Origin of the sequence: Terrabacter sp. C0L_2 (assembly GCF_036352015.1) — a bacterium.
GTDB lineage: Bacteria > Actinomycetota > Actinomycetes > Actinomycetales > Dermatophilaceae > Terrabacter > Terrabacter tumescens.
Map to the genome: position 1 here is coordinate 3,988,531 of NZ_CP143557.1, position 15,417 is coordinate 4,003,947.

Below are 15,417 nucleotides of genomic sequence, written 5' to 3' on the forward strand. Positions count from 1 at the left end.
TCGCGTCTGTTGGTCACTCGTCCCTGCCACGAGGACGACGTCTCCTGCCGGAGGCTGCCGCGGTACCACCCCGCTTGCCGCACGCTGCCCACCCGCTCGGGCAGACGGCATACGGCCGCTCTTGTCGAAGGCTGTGACGGGCCCACCCGTCCGGGTCTAGTGGGGGCTTGCGCCCTGTTCTTCCGGAGGCTCGCCGCTGATGACGGCTCGAACGCCTGTGCGCGCCAGTCTAGCCTGCCCGCGTCGCCGGACCGGCCGAGCGAGGTCGAGCAGTCGTATGCCGTCATGTCCGTCGTGACGGAAAAGCCCGGGCGCCGCGCGGACGGGCGCTCATACACTCCGCAGATGCCTGTCGAGCACCGCAGCCACACCCGCACCGACCTGCCAGAGGTGGTGGAGGCGCTGGCGTCGTGGGAGGCCGGTGCCGGCTACGCCGGTGACTGCCTGCACGCCGGCGACCTCGGCTGGTACCTGCGCCATCCCGACGAGCACGTCGACGGCACGGTCCACTCGTGGTGGGAGGCCGGCCGGATGGTCGCGGTCTCGATCGTCGAGGGGCAGGTCGCGCGCCCACGGGTCGCGCCGGACCGTCTCGACGACGACGAGCTGGCGTCCGTCGTGGCCGACGACATCTCCCGCCTGCTGCCGGAGCACGCCTGCACCGATGCCCAGGAGGGCACTGCCTACCGCCGGGTCCTGCTCGGGAGGGGATGGCGTCCCGACGAGGCATGGGTCGTCTTCCACCTCGACCTCGACGGCACGCCGCTGCCCGTGGCCACCGGGGTCGGCCCGACCGGCGACGACGTCGACGAGCGGGTTGCCCTGCAGCGCAGCGGTTTCGCACGTTCGACCTTCGACGCGGAGGGCTGGCACCGAATGGCCGCGGCGCCCGGCTTCCACCCTGAGCTCGACCTCGTCGCGCGCGACGCCGACGGCACCGCCGTGGCCGCCGCTACGGCCTGGTCCGCCGGTCCCGGACGGTGCGGCCTGCTCGAGCCCGTCGCCACGCACGCCGACCACCGAGGCGCCGGGCACGGGCGCCGGGTCGTGCAGGCTGCCGTCCAGGCACTCGCGGCGAGCGGCGCCGCAGCCGTCCGCGTCGCGACCCCACAGTCCAACACGAGCGGCGTCCGGCTCTACGAGTCCGCAGGCATCCCTCCCGTCGAGGTCATCACGACGCTCACCCGCGGCGACGCCTGACCCGGCCGCACGGCTCGTGACCCCGTCGGTGAGGGGCTGTCGGGGTTAGCGTGGGTGATGCCCGTACGCGTGGGACCCCGGCGCGGCGCCTCGACCGCCGTCGTTGCGGTCGCGCTCTGCCTGACCGCGTGCACGACGGCCGGCCCCGCGCCCGACGCCCGGTCGCTGCGCCCTGCCTCGACGCTCACGTCAGCCTCGCCCCCGGCGACCACCACGTCCCTGCCTGCGACCCAGGCATCGCCCAGCCGTACGCCCAGCGGCACGACGACGCCTGCTCCGCCACCGCGCGCGGAGGGCTTCGACGTCGCGACGGTGCAGGACGGCATACGCACCCTGGCCGCGATGGGACCCCGGGACGCGGCGAGCCCGGCGTCGGACCGGGCCGCGTCCTTCGTCGCGGCCCGCCTGCGCACCGCCGGCTACCGGGTCACCCTCGTCCCGTTCCGCATACCGGCGGGGGTCTCGTGGGGTGTCCGGGTCCCTGCTGGCACGACGGTCGACGTCGTCGCCGACCCGCCGGGCTTCGACCCGACGAAGCCGCACGTCGTCGTCGGCGCGCACCTCGACACCGTGCCCCAGTCGCCCGGGGCCGAGGACAACGCGTCGGGGCTCATGGTCATGGCCGAGGTGGCCCGGCTGACGCAGCAGCAGCCTGGCGCCCTCCCGTGCGGTTCGTGGCGTTCGGGGCGGAGGAGGCGCGCGGCGGCAACGGCACGCTGTATGCGTTCGGCTCGCGGCACTTCGTCGCCTCGCTCACCGGGGCCGAGCGCTCGGCCATCCGCGGGATGGTCGCTCTCGACCGCGTGGGCGTACGTGCAGCGGCGGTGCCGGTGTGCCACGTCGCCGGGGCCGACCCCTCGCTCGCCGACGCGATCCGCGCCGCGGCCGGCCCGGTCGCGACCCTGGCGTGCACCAACAAGGCCAGCGACCACGTGTCGTTCCAGAAGCTCGGCATCCCAGCGGCGCGCCTCGGCAGCGTGCCCTACCCGGCGTACCACTCGGCCCGGGACGTGCCGTCCGTCGTCGACCCCGCACAGCTGAGCCGGTCAGGCGCCGTGCTGTGGGCCTGGATCCGCTCGCTGCGGTGAGCCGACGCGCCGCTCGTGGACCCGGCCCGGCGTCACGTCCCGCGTTTGGCAGTATGACGTCATGACCGAAGTGGACACGACGGGTGCGTGGCTGAGCCGCGAGGACCTCGACAACGCCCGTGACCGACTGCCGATCCTCTACGTCCACGCGATCCCGGTTCGCGTCGACGACCGCGGCGTCGTCACCCACGTCGGGCTGCTGCTGCGGGCGGACAGCGACGGTGGCATCGGTCAGGAGGTCGTCGGCGGCCGCGTGCTCTACCACGAGCGCATCCGAGACGCCCTGGTGCGGCACGTCGAGTCCGACCTCGGCCCCATGGCCCTCCCCCGCATCCCGCTCTCGCCGCAGCCGTTCACGGTCGCCGAGTTCTTCCCGACCCCCGGAGTCACGCCCTTCCACGACCCGCGCCAGCACGCGGTTTCCCTGGCCTTCGTCGTCGCCGTCACGGGCGACTGCCGGCCCCAGCAGGACGCCCTCGACCTGTCGTGGGTGACCCCCGAGGAGGCGGCGTCGCTCGCGGTCCGGGGCGAGATGCCCGGCTCGCACGGCGTCCTCGTCAGGCAGGCTCTCGCCCACGTCGGTTTCCCGGTCTGAGTCGACACTCTTCACGAAATCCGTTGCTACTTGAGGCTATCCGCCGACAAGTCGCCTGACCTATCTCCCAAATGGGACCCCTTTCCTGGTTCCCTTACGTGCGGCCCAAAACGTGCCTAGGGTCTTCTGTCAGGACGTGCCAGCGATGCACGGCGCACTCCTCGGGGACCCGGGGGTGAGGCCGTGCGGTCTCTTCTCCACCGCTGCTGCCGCCACCGTGCGCACGCCCACAGCCGACGTCGGTCGGCGTCGGGCACTTCTGCACTGGGAGGTCTTCAATGACCAGCTCATGGAGCACGCCTCGGGGACACCACGTCTTCAGCCGAAGCCGTAGACGCGCCGTGGCGCTCGTCGGCGTCGGCTCTCTCGTCCTCGCGCTGTCGGCGGCCGCCTCGGCCCAGGCGAATCTCACCGGCAGCACCTTCGAGGGCGGCGACGGCAACCTCGTCGTCACCACCACCGGCAACACCGACTGGGAGAACGCGCCCAACCGCGTGACGGGCACGGACAAGTTCGCCGACAAGACCGACGACGCGTTCGGGCAGGGCACCAAGGAGGACAACGCCGCCGTCACGGTCGTCGACGGGTCGATCCCGCCCAACAAGAACGACCTGACGCGGTTCTACACCGCCAACGAGACGCTGGCCACGGTCGGCGCCTCGGGCGGCACCGGCGACATCATGCTGTACCTGGCCTGGGAGCGCCTGGTCAACATCGGCAATGCCAACCTCGACTTCGAGGTCAACCAGAAGACGACGACCGGATGGACGCCCACGACGATCGGTCCGGTGACCATCAACCGCACGGCCGGCGACCTGCTGGTGACCTACGACTTCGGTGGCAGCGGCACGCCGACGCTCGGGCTCAACACCTGGGTCACCTCGGCCACCGGCACGACGGCCGACTGCTTCGCCTCGAACAGCCTTCCGTGCTGGGGCAAGCACAAGGACCTCAACGGCACCAACTCGGAGGGGGCCGTCAACACCGGTACCGTCTCCGAGCCCATCGCAGGCGGCAACCTGACCGTCGGGCTCTTCGGCGAGGCCACCATCGACCTCACGGCCGCCGGGGTCTTCGAGGCAGGCACGTGCAAGGCCTTCGGCAGCATCTTCGTCAAGAGCCGGTCCTCCTCGTCGTTCACCGCCGAGCTCAAGGACTTCATCTCACCCGAGGGCATCGACCTGGCCAACTGCACGTCGCGCACCGTGACGACGCCGAAGCTGGCGGACGGCACGACCAACGTGCCGACCACCGGCGTGGCCGTGGGCAGCACGGTGAAGGACTCGGCCGAGGTCACGGCGACCCCGTCGACCGTCATCCCGACCGGCAGCGTGTCGTTCTGGATCTGCAAGTTCGCTCTCGGCACGACCACGCTGTGCGACGGCACGACGAACGTCGGCGCGTCCGTCGGGACGACCAACATCCCGTCGACCAACACCTCGAACCCGGTCACCGTCGTCTCGCCCGGCTACACGGTCGCTGACGTCGGCCGCTACTGCTGGCGCGCCGTCTACTCCGGCGACGCCACGAAGGGCATCCCGTCCTCGTCCGACTCGCGGGCGAGCGAGTGCTTCCTCGTGAACCCCGTCGCGGCGTCCGGCACCACGGCCCAGAAGTGGCTGCCGAACGACTCCGGCACCATCTCGGCGTCGGCCGGCGGCAACCTCGCGGGGTCGGCGACGTTCACGCTGTACCCCAGCGGTGATTGCACCGGCACGAGCGTCTACTCCGAGAGCGTCCCCGTCTCGGGCGCCTCGCCGCAGACGGTCAGCACCTCCAACGGCAGCGTCCCGGCCACGACCGTGGTCGTGACGGCGTCGGGCAGCTACTCGTGGAAGCTCGCCTACAGCAGCACCAACGCCAACCAGACCGGCTTCACCGCCACCTGCAAGGAGGCGACGACGCTGACGATCAACAACACCCTTCCGTGACCCTCTGACCGGAGGCCCGGCCGCGCGCATCGCGGCCGGGCTTCTCCGTGCACGGTCGGAGAGTGAACGTTCGATCACGTTGCAGCCCAGTGCGATTCGCCGGACGTTTCACCAGATAGACAGACCTTCTGTGACTTCGTCACGGACTTCCCCGGCATACCGGACGGCTTTCCCGGTTCGGCCGTGTGACGCAGGGCACATCCCTAACGTGAACGGTTGAGCACCGGTCGACCTCGTGCAGCGATGTGCGGCACCGGGACCCTGATCCGTCCCGGCTATCGCCACCTCGCCGCCGGCACGTCGCCGGCCCCTGCTCTCCAACCGGTGCGGGGACCGGACAACGCCTGCACATCTGGAGACGCTCATGCATCTTTCATGGAACGTGTCTCGGGGGAAGCCCTCACCAGGGCGATCATCACGAACGTCGGGCCGCCGCACTCGTTGGCTGTCCGCCCTTGCCGCGGTGGCTCTACCGCTGGCGGTTCTCGCGGCGCCGAGTGCCTTCGCGGGCTCGACCCCGCCCTTCACCATCGGCCCCAACGGCTCGGCCGACGTGCCCGGAGCCGACGGGGCGAACAACCTTCCCGACCTGTTCGGCGCCGTCAAGGAGCTCGGACCGCTCAACTCGAACACCACGAAGATCGGCGTCATCCACAACGACGCCGTCCCGACCCTCGGCCTCACCAACCCGAACGCGCAGGTCGACCTGCGCCAAGGCTGGACCAACTCGGCCAAGGACAGCAGCGGCGACGACTGGCTCTACTTCGCCTGGGAGCGCGACAGCAACAGCGGCAGCGGCTTCATCGCCTACGAGTTCATGCAGGACCCGCCGCCCGCCGCATGCGCCTACACGTCGAGCACCGACCAGCAGCTCATCGACACCTGCAACCCGTGGGCCAACCGCAAGGCCGGCGACTTCATGATCCTGTGGGACCAACAGGGCGGCAGCCGCGACCTCTACCTCCGCACGTGGTCCGGCACCGCGCCCAACCTCGTGCTCAGCCCGCCCGGATCGCCTCTCGACGCGTCCGTGAGCGCCGCTGCGTACAGCTCTGACGGCTTCCGCGGTGAGGCGGCACTCAACCTCACGGACGCGGTCTTCGGCGGCGTCCAGTCCTGCAGGTCGTTCGCGAACGTCATCCCCAGCACCGTCACCGGCAACTCCGACACCGCGGACTACAAGGACACGATCCTGCAGCCGACCGTGCCGGTCGGCGGCTGCACGTCGACGACCGTGACGACGCCCAAGATCGTCAGCGGCGGGTCCACGTCGGACTACGGCACCGCCAGCAGGTCGATCACCACGGACGGCGTGCTGCAGGTCAAGGACTCGGCGCTCATCTCGGTCGCCGGCGGCTCGGGGACGCCCGGAGGCACCGTGCAGTTCAGCCTGTGCCGCGCCAACAACTCGGCCGGTGGCCCGGGCAACGTCCCGCCCGCGACGAGCACGTGCGACTCGACGGCGACGAGCATCGGCAGCCCGGTGGCCGTCACGGGGGCGTCGTTCCCCGCCACGGTCGTCTCGCCGAGCGCGTGGGTGACGGCAGCAGGCCGGTACTGCTGGCAGGCCGTCTACACCGGCGTCTCGGCCTCCGGCATCGCGGGCTCGAGCGACCGCAGTCTGGGCGAGTGCTTCACGGCGACGCCCGTGACGCCGACGTTGGGCACCACAGCCGGCGCCGCAGTGACGTTGGGCAGCCCGGTGACCGACACCGCCACCCTCTCCGGCACGGCCCCGAAGCCGACCGCGAACGTCATCGAGACGTCCGCTCCGGGTGCTCGCACCCCGGCCGGTGGGACGGTCGCGTTCACGCTGTGGGGTCCGAGCACCACCGGTTGCGGCACCCAGGTCACGGCCGCCAACCAGTCGGTGACCGTCAGCGGCGACAGCTCCGCGTCGAACGTGTACAGCGCCTCGTATACTCCGACGCTCGCGGGGAAGTACCACTGGAAGGCCGTCTACAGCGGCGACTCGCCGAACACCGTCGGCGCCTCGCACAACGGCGACTGCTCGGTGGGAGCTGAGGACGTCACGGTCGGCCCGGCCGGGACGACCACGGTCACCACGCCGCGTGTCGGCTCTACGCCGATCACGGCAGCCGTGGCCGTCGGCACGAGCGTCACCGACCACGCGGTCGTGACGGGCACGGCGGCAGGCGGCAGCCCGACCGGCACCGTCGCCTTCTTCGTCTGCAACCCGACCCAGGTCGCAGCGGGCGGCGGAACGTGCAGCAGCGGCGGCACCGCGGCGGGATCCGTCTCGCCGTTGACCGCGGGCGCCGGCAACACCGCCACGGCAGACTCGAACGCCGTCGTGGCGAACGCCGTCGGCACGTGGTGCTTCCGCGCCGTCTACACCTCGGACACGGCGAACTACACCGGCTCGAGCGACTCCAGCACGGGTGAGTGCTTCCAGGTGAAGGACACGACAGCTGCGACGTCGGCCCAGAACTGGCTGCCGAACGACTCGGCGACCATCACGTCGACGGGTGGGACGAACCTCAACGGCACGCTGTCGTTCACGCTGTACTCCGGCGACAACTGCGGCGCGACGAGCGGTTCCGTCCTCCGGAGCGCCGAGACGTTCACGCTCACGGACGCCGCCTCACCGGCAACCCGGGTGACGACGAACTCGACCACCAAGGTGTCGACGACGAGCACCGTGTCGTGGCTCGTGAGCTTCACGAGCAGCGACTCGCTCGTGGGCAGCAGCTCGCACTGTGAGAAGACGAGCCTGACGATCACCAACTGACACGGGCTCCGGTCCCTTCCCGGACCACGGCTGGACCCGACCGACGTCACCGTCGGCCGGGTCCACGCTGCCGGGACTGGACCGCGTGAGGACGCCTCCTAGTGCTGGTGCTCGAGGAGGTCCTGGCGGCCGGAGCCCAGAACGGTGAGCGGCAGCAGCGTCTTGCCGGTGGGGCCGATCTCGATCTCGGTGCCCATCTGGGGGCAGACGCCGCAGTCGAAGCACGGGGTCCAGCGGCAGTCGTCGACCTCGGTCTCGTCGAGGGCGTCCTGCCAGTCCTCCCACAGCCAGTCCTTGTCGAGGCCGGAGTCGAGGTGGTCCCAGGGCAGCACCTCGGACTCGCCCCGCTCGCGCGTGGTGTACCAGGCGAGGTCGACCGGGGCATCGGCGAACGCCTCGTCGGCGCAGCGCATCCAGCGCTCGTAGGAGAAGTGCTCGCTCCACCCGTCGAAGCGGCCACCGTCGCGCCACACGGCCTCGATGACCTTGCCGACTCGGCGGTCACCGCGCGAGAGCAGTCCCTCGACGATGCCGGGCTGGCCGTCGTGGTAGCGGAACCCGATGGACGAGCCGTAGCGCTTGTCGGCCCGGATCGCGTCACGGAGCTTGGCGAGGCGCGCGTCGGTCTCCTCGACGCCGAGCTGCGAGGCCCACTGGAAGGGCGTGTGCGGCTTGGGCACGAAGCCACCGATCGACACGGTGCAGCGGATGTCGCGCCGACCCGAGACCTGGCGGCCGGTCTCGATGACCCGCTTGGCGAGCTCGGCGATCTGGAGCACGTCCTCGTCGGTCTCGGTGGGCAGGCCGCACATGAAGTAGAGCTTGACCTGGCGCCAGCCGGCACCGTAGGCCGCAGCGACGGTCTTGATGAGGTCCTCCTCGGACACCATCTTGTTGATGACCTTGCGGATGCGCTCGGAGCCGCCCTCCGGGGCGAAGGTCAGGCCCGACCGGCGACCGTTGCGGGTCAGCTCGTTGGCGAGGTCGATGTTGAAGGCGTCGACACGCGTCGACGGCAGCGACAGACCGGTCTGGGTGCCCTCGTAGCGGTCGGCGAGGCCCTTGGTGAGGTCGGCGATCTCGGAGTGGTCGGCCGAGCTGAGCGACAGCAGGCCCACCTCCTCGAACCCGGTCGCGGCCAGGCCGCGCTCGACCATCTCGCCGATGCCGGTGATCGACCGCTCGCGCACCGGACGGGTGATCATGCCCGCCTGGCAGAAGCGGCAGCCGCGGGTGCAGCCGCGGAAGATCTCGACCGACATGCGCTCGTGCACCGACTCGGCGAGCGGCACGAGCGGCTGCTTCGGGTAGGGCCAGGCGTCGAGGTCCATGACGGTGTGCTTGGACACGCGCCACGGCACGCCGGGGGCGTCCGAGCTCGGCGCGACGCGCTGGATGCGTCCGTCGGGCAGGTAGGACACGTCGTAGAACGCCGGCACGTAGACGCCGCCGGTGCGGGCCAGGCGCAGCAGCACCTCGCGGCGACCACCGGGCCGCCCCTGGGCCTTCCACTCGCCCACGATGTCGGTCACCGTCAGCACGGCCTGCTCGCCGTCGCCGACGATGGCCGCGTCGATGAACGACGCGATCGGCTCGGGGTTGAAGGCGGCGTGGCCACCGGCGATGACGATCGGGTCGTCGACGTCACGGTCGACCGCGTGCAGCGGGATGCCGGCGAGGTCGAGCGCCGTCAGCATGTTGGTGTAGCCGAGCTCGGTCGAGAAGCTGAGGCCGAAGAGGTCGAAGTCGCGCACCGAGCGGTGACCGTCGACGGTGAACTGCGGCAGGCCCGCCTCGCGCAGCTGTGCCTCCATGTCGGGCCACACGGCATACGTCCGCTCGGCGAGCGCGTCGGGACGCTCGTTGAGGACTTCGTAGAGGATCATGACGCCCTGGTTGGGCACGCCGACCTCGTATGCGTCGGGGTACATCAGCGCCCAACGCGTGGTCAGCTCCTCGCCGCCGGGGCCGTGGCCGCCGACGTTCCAGTCCTTGACCGTCGAGTTGAGCTCGCCGCCGACGTACTGGATGGGCTTGTTGACCCGCTCCAGCAGGGGCTCGAGGGCGTTGAACAGTGACTCACCGGGCATTGGACCATCGTACGTGCGGCCCGGCGGACACCGAAAACGCGGACGAACCGTGCGCCCGCCTGCAAGGGCCGGACAGCCGTGGGCGCCGGTCCTAGTCTGGGGAGGCAGGGGCGGAAGGGTGGCGAGGTGCCGACGGCGATCCACGTGGAGGTGCTGCCCGCGAGGCTGGGCGACTGCCTGCTCGTCGAGTGCCCGCGCCCCGGGGGCCCGACGTGGCGGATGCTCGTCGACGGCGGACCTCCCGACACGTGGCCGCTGCTCGAGGCGCGGCTGCGCCGTCTCGACCCGGCCGACCGCCACATCGACGTCGCGGTCGTCACCCACATCGACAACGACCACATCGGCGGGATGCTCGCCTTCCTGGCCAGCGACCTCGCCGCCGACGTCGGCGACTTCTGGTTCAACGGCCGTACGCACCTGGCGCAGGGGCCGCCCGGCCGTTCGCGGAGCGTCGACCAGGGTGAGAGCCTCGTCGCCGCACTGCTCGGGCCCCTCGACGACCCCCTGGCCGCCGGCGTGGCTGCCCCCTCGCACGACCGCACGCTGCCGTGGAACACCGCCTTCCGCGGCGGGCCCGTCGAGACCGGCGCCTCCGGCGGCTTCGTCGAGGTCGCGGTGCCGGGCGGGCCCACGATCACGGTGCTCTCGCCGACGACCCGTCGCCTCGCCCGGCTCGCAGACACGTGGTCGGCGAGCCTGCGCGAGGCGCTGCACGGCCAGGAGCGCGACCGCGGTGCGGAGCTCGACGTGCTCGGACCGCTCGACGACCTCCAGCACCTCGCGGACGAGCGGTCGCCCCAGGACTCCTCAGTGCCCAACGGCAGCAGCATCGCCCTGCTCGTCGAGCACCGCGGGGCCAGCATCGTGCTCGGGGCGGACGCCTACGGCAGCGTCCTGGCCGCTGGGCTGCACGGTGTCGCCCGGGCGCGGGGCGCCCAGACCCTCCCTGTCGACGCCCTGAAGCTGCCGCACCACGCCAGCCGCGCGAACGTCGTCAAGCAGCTGGTCGCGGCCGCTCCTGCCAGCCACTACCTCGTCTCAACGAACGGCGACGTCTTCCACCATCCCGACGACGCAGCGCTGGCCCGCGTCGTGCTCGACGCGCCGGCCGGCCCGACGCTGTGGTTCAACTACCGCACGCCGCGCACCGAGCGGTGGGGCGACCCCGCGCTCACCGAGCGCCACGGCCACCGAGCCACCTACCCCGACCCTGAGCACGCCGAAGCCGGGATCGTCCTGGACCTCCCAGTTCGCCCCTGACAACCACGTCCGGCACGCCGTCGCGCCTGGACTGACGAGCGAAGCGAGCGCAGCGAGCCAGTCGAGGAGGGAAGGCGCGACGATAGAGCGTGCCGGACCGGGCGAGCGAAGCGAGCCCAAAATGATGGTTCGGCGCGCGTCACGCCTGGACTGACGAGCGATGCGAGCGAAGCGAGCAAGCCGAGGAGGGAAGGCGTGACGTGAAGGCGCGCCGAACACGGGCGAGCGAAGCGAGCCCAGACAACTCAGTACATCGCGTCGAGCTCGGCGCGGTGCTTCTCGGTCACGGCCTTGCGGCGCAGCTTCATGCTGGGCGTCAGGTCGCCGCCCTCGACCGTGAGGTCCTGGTCGAGGATGGTGAACTTCTTGATCGTCTCCCAGCGGTTGAGGCCGTCGTTGAGCTGGTCGACGTAGCGCTGGACGAGCGCGTGCGCCTCGGGCGAGGTGGCGACCTCGGCGTAGGACTTGCCGCCCAGGCCCACCGTCGGCGCCCAGCCGGCCACGGCGTCGGGGTCGAGGGTCACGAGCGCCGTCGCGTAGTTGTGGCCGGCGCCGTGCACCAGGAACTGGCTGACGAACGGGCACAGTCCCTTGAAGCGCGCCTCGATCTCGGCCGGCGCGATGTACTTGCCACCGCTGGTCTTGAAGACGTCCTTCTTGCGGTCCGTGACGTAGAGGAAGCCGCGCTCGTCGATGCGGCCGATGTCGCCGGTGTGGAACCAGCCGTCCTCGGTGAGCACCTCGGCCGTCGCCTCGGGGTTGTTGTGGTAGCCGCGCATGACGCCCGGACCCTTGACGAGGATCTCGCCGTCCTCCTCCGCGATGCGGACCTCGGTGCCCGGGAGCGGCCAGCCGACCGAGCCGTACTGGTAGGAGCCGTGCTCGGGGGCGTTGACGGTCGTGCCCGACGAGGTCTCGGTGAGGCCGTAGCCCTCCTGGACGAGCAGGCCGACGGAGCCGAACCAGCGCGCGACGTCGGCGTTGAGCGGGGCCGATCCGCTGATCATGAAGCGGACCCGGCCGCCGAAGCGCTCCTGGACCTTGTGCAGCACGAGCTTCGTGGCGAGGGCGTGCCGGCGCTGCAGGCCCGACGAGGGCTGCTCGCCCCGGGCGAGGACGTCGCGCATCTCGCCGCCGACCTTGAGGGCCCAGTCGATGAGGCGCTTCTTGACGCCCTTCTCCCCCGCGAACATCAGCGCGATGCGGCCGTGGGCCTTCTCGAAGATGCGCGGCGGACCGGCCATGAAGGTGGGCTTGATGACGGCCATGTGGTCGACGATCTTGTCGACCCTGCCGTCGACGGCCGTCGGGAAGCCGATCTGCAGGCCTGTCGCGACGAGCATCTTGCCGAAGACGTGGGACAACGGGAGCCAGAGGAACTGGAGGTCGTCCTTGGTGAACGTGCCGATGGCGTCGATGACGGCGCCCTCGTAGACGACGCTGTCCTGCACGAGCCGCACCCCCTTGGGGCGGCCCGTCGTGCCGGAGGTGTAGATGACGACGGCGAGCGACTCGGGGCCGAGCTGGTCGACGCGCGAGTCGACGATGTCTGGGGTGGCGGCGAGCCACTCGCGCCCGCGCTCGGCGAGCTCGTCGGTCGTGATGACCCAGCCGTCGTCGCTGCCGGGCCCGGTGAGGGCGATGACCTGCCGCACGCCGGGGATCTCGGAGCGGACGTGCTGGAGCTTGGCGACCTGCTCCTCGTTCTCGGCGAAGACGATGCCGCTGCCGGAGTCGGCGAGGATGTAGGCGACGTCCTCGGCGATCGTCGTCGGGTAGACGGTCGTGGTCGCGCCACCGGCGCAGATGACGGCGAGGTCGGCGAGGATCCACTCGACGCGCGTCGTCGACGCGATGGCGACCCGGTCCTCCAGCTGCACGCCGAGGCTGATGAGCCCGGCGGCCCACTGCTCGACGATCTCGTGCGTCTGCCCCCAGGTCAGGGTGGTGAGCTCGCTCGACCCCTCGGCGAAGTAGAGGTAGGCGGGGGCGTCGGGCGTGGCGCGGACCCGGCTGCGGAAGAGCGCGCCCACGCTGGGAGCGCGGCCGTCGAGGACGTTCTGGTCGACGTCCCGCTCGGCGAGTGCCTGGAGGGGCATGTGGACTCCTTTGTCGCTGCGGGCCGGCCCGTCATCGGCGTCTGCGGGCGCCCGCCATGCCGGGATGATGTCAAGATTCGACTCCCCAGTCACGCATTGTCGACGTTCCTCACCGAAACGTGACCGCCGGGTAACCCCGCGGCCGTGACCCGCCCCCGCCCTACCGCGTCGGGCGGACCTGCCCACCAGCGCGGACGCCCGCCGGACCCGTCGGACCGCGGCGCCGCACGGACGCCGCCGCCACGTTGCCGACGAGGCCGACGGCGACCCACGACGCGATGAGCGAGGACCCGCCGCTCGAGACGAACGGCAGCGGCAGGCCGGTCACCGGCATGAGACCGAGGTTCATCCCGACGTTCTCGAAGGCCTGCACACCGAGCCACACGGCCACCCCGATGGCGACGAGCCGCCCGAACGCATCGGCCCGGCGCGCGACGACGACGCAGCGCACGACGATGAAGCCGATGAGCACCACGAGACCCGCGGCCCCCAGGAAGCCCAGCTCCTCCCCCGCGACCGAGAAGACGAAGTCGGTCTCCTGGAAGGGGATGAAACCGCCCTGGGTCTGCCGGCCCTCGAACAGGCCCTGTCCGCCGAGGCCGCCGGAGCCGATCGCGACCCGGACCTGGCGCGTCTGGTAGCCGATGCCCTGCGGGTCGAGGGAGGGGTCGAGGAAGGCCCGCAGCCGGTTGCGCTGGTAGCCCGAGAGCAGCGGGGTCAGGAAGGCCGCCGCGACGGCGCCGGCCCCCGCGACGAGCACCGCGACGGTCCACAGCCACGGCGCGCCCGCGGCCGCGATGATGACGACGGACATCGCGACGAGCACGAGGGCGGAGCCGAGGTCGGGCTGGGCCAGGACGAGGAGCACCGGTATGCCGGCCACGACCCACGCGAGGACGACGTCGCGGTGCCGCTGGCGCAGCCCCCGCTCGGCACGCTCCGCGAGCAGCATGGCCAGACCGACGGCCAGGGCGACCTTCATCAGCTCCGATGGCTGCAGGGTCATGCCACCGGGCAGCCGGAGCCACGACCGTGAGCCGTTGACGGTCGACCCCAGCGGGGACACGACGGCGGCGAGGCCCAGGACGGCCAGCACGTAGACGACGGGCGCGAGCGCGCGGACCGAGCGCACGTCGAGGCGTGCGACGACGGCCGCGCACGCGATCCCGACCGCGAGGGCGACGAGCTGCTTGAGCGCGGCGCTGCCACCGGACGAGGCCCTCGTCGCCGACCACACGAGCACGACACCGACGACCGAGAGGCCGAGGGCCCCGATGAACAGACCGAGGTCGACCTGCTGCCACCTCGGCCCGGCTCGACGGCCCGACCCGGGCGCCCACCGGGCACCGGTCCGCGACCCGCCGCGCGCGGGCCGCGGGAGGGTCCCTACGACGGGACGATCGCCGAGAGGATCTCGCGACACCGCGCCACGTCCTGCGCCATCTGCTCGACGAGCATGTCGATCGACTCGAACCGCAACGTGGGCCGCAGGTGCGAGACGAACTCGACGGCGACGCGCTCCCCGTAGAGGTCGAGGTCGGTGCGGTCGAGGACGTAGGCCTCGACGCGCCGCTGGTGGCCGTCGAAGGTCGGGTTGGTCCCGACCGACACCGCGGCCGGGAGCGTACGGTCGGGGGCACTCTCGTCGAGGTCGAGACGGACGAGCCACCCGGCATACACCCCGTCGGCGGGCACGAGGCCCTCGTGGTCCTGGGAGAGGTTCGCCGTGGGGTAGCCGAGCTCGCGGCCGCGGTGGTCGCCGTGGACGACCGCACCCGTGACGCGGTGGGGGCGCCCCAGGATCTGGGCCGCGTGGTCGACGTTGCCGCCGAGCAGCTCGGCGCGCAGCTGCGTCGAGCTCCAGCGGGCGCCCTCGGTCGCGCCCTCGCCGATGTCGTCGAGCGCGACGACCTCGAAGCCGTGCGCCCCGCCGAGCTCGCGCAGGGTGTCGACGTCGCCGGAGTTGCGCACCCCGAAGCGGGTGTCCTTGCCGACGACGACCGCGCACGCCCCGAGCGCGTCGACGAACGTGCCGCGGACGAACTCCTCGGGCGTCTGCTGGGCGAACTCGCGGGTGAACTCGATGACGAGCACCGCGGCGAGGCCGACCGACTCCAGCGCGTCGAGACGCTGCTCGAGCGACATGACGGCCGCCGGCGCACGGTCGGGGTAGAGCACGGCGATGGGGTGCGGCTCGAAGGTCACGGCGACCGGCAGCGCGTCACGGTCGGCGGCCTCGCGCACGACGCGCGTCAGGACCTCTCGGTGCCCGCGGTGCACCCCGTCGAAGTTGCCGAGGGTGACGACGGTGGCCCCGAGGTCGGCCGGGATGTCGTCGAGTCCGTACCAGCGCTGCACGGCGCCCACTGTAGTGGCCACGCCGGAGCGGCCGTCCGACGGCT

10 protein-coding genes and 1 pseudogene are annotated in these 15,417 nt (G+C 71.6%); 7 read left to right on the forward strand and 4 right to left on the reverse strand.

Annotated features, from left to right (window positions below; translation table 11 throughout):
• The first annotated feature begins 345 nt into the window (after nucleotides 1-345).
• From U5C87_RS18580 to U5C87_RS18600, 6 genes and pseudogenes are all read left to right on the forward strand, one after another.
• Nucleotides 346-1,200 carry a GNAT family N-acetyltransferase gene (locus U5C87_RS18580; RefSeq protein WP_330473963.1) on the forward strand — a complete coding sequence of 285 codons (855 nt, stop codon included), beginning with the start codon at nucleotides 346-348 and terminating at the stop codon, nucleotides 1,198-1,200.
• Nucleotides 1,201-1,542: 342 nt separating this feature from the next.
• Nucleotides 1,543-1,794, forward strand: a pseudogene (locus U5C87_RS22690) (Zn-dependent exopeptidase M28); the annotation flags it as partial.
• A gap of 80 nt (nucleotides 1,795-1,874) precedes the next feature.
• A complete protein-coding gene (locus tag U5C87_RS18585) occupies nucleotides 1,875-2,288 on the forward strand; it encodes a M28 family peptidase (protein ID WP_330473964.1) in 414 nt (137 codons plus the stop codon).
• A 61-nt stretch (nucleotides 2,289-2,349) separates the two neighbouring features.
• On the forward strand, nucleotides 2,350-2,883 hold the full coding sequence (locus U5C87_RS18590; protein ID WP_030146570.1) for an NUDIX hydrolase family protein: 534 nt from the start codon (nucleotides 2,350-2,352) through the stop codon (nucleotides 2,881-2,883).
• Nucleotides 2,884-3,224: 341 nt separating this feature from the next.
• Entirely contained in the window at nucleotides 3,225-4,814 is a 1,590-nt protein-coding gene (locus U5C87_RS18595) for a hypothetical protein (protein WP_330473965.1), read from the forward strand.
• A gap of 463 nt (nucleotides 4,815-5,277) precedes the next feature.
• The gene (locus tag U5C87_RS18600; protein WP_330473966.1) at nucleotides 5,278-7,566 is read left to right on the forward strand and encodes a hemagglutinin; all 2,289 of its coding nucleotides are present in this window, start codon (nucleotides 5,278-5,280) and stop codon (nucleotides 7,564-7,566) included.
• Nucleotides 7,567-7,664: 98 nt separating this feature from the next.
• Here U5C87_RS18600 and U5C87_RS18605 read toward each other — a convergent pair whose 3' ends face one another.
• Entirely contained in the window at nucleotides 7,665-9,656 is a 1,992-nt protein-coding gene (locus tag U5C87_RS18605; protein ID WP_330473967.1) for a TIGR03960 family B12-binding radical SAM protein, read from the reverse strand.
• 126 nt (nucleotides 9,657-9,782) lie between these two features.
• On the opposite strand from U5C87_RS18605, the gene U5C87_RS18610 reads away from it, so the two are divergent.
• Nucleotides 9,783-10,916 (forward strand): MBL fold metallo-hydrolase, encoded by a 1,134-nt coding sequence (locus U5C87_RS18610; RefSeq protein ID WP_330473968.1) that lies wholly within the window; start codon nucleotides 9,783-9,785, stop codon nucleotides 10,914-10,916.
• 245 nt (nucleotides 10,917-11,161) lie between these two features.
• Here the strand turns inward: U5C87_RS18610 and U5C87_RS18615 are convergent, their stop codons facing one another.
• The 3 genes from U5C87_RS18615 to U5C87_RS18625 all read right to left on the reverse strand — a co-directional run bounded on the left by U5C87_RS18615 (nucleotide 11,162) and on the right by U5C87_RS18625 (nucleotide 15,373).
• Nucleotides 11,162-13,015 carry an AMP-dependent synthetase/ligase gene (locus tag U5C87_RS18615; protein ID WP_330473969.1) on the reverse strand — a complete coding sequence of 618 codons (1,854 nt, stop codon included), beginning with the start codon at nucleotides 13,013-13,015 and terminating at the stop codon, nucleotides 11,162-11,164.
• Nucleotides 13,016-13,175: 160 nt separating this feature from the next.
• Nucleotides 13,176-14,438, reverse strand: a complete 1,263-nt coding sequence (rodA, locus tag U5C87_RS18620) for a rod shape-determining protein RodA (protein WP_330473970.1) — start codon at nucleotides 14,436-14,438, stop codon at nucleotides 13,176-13,178.
• Nucleotides 14,402-15,373 (reverse strand): bifunctional riboflavin kinase/FAD synthetase, encoded by a 972-nt coding sequence (locus tag U5C87_RS18625; RefSeq protein ID WP_188960082.1) that lies wholly within the window; start codon nucleotides 15,371-15,373, stop codon nucleotides 14,402-14,404. Before U5C87_RS18625 ends, rodA begins: the two co-directional genes overlap by 37 nt.
• Nucleotides 15,374-15,417 lie beyond the last annotated feature (44 nt).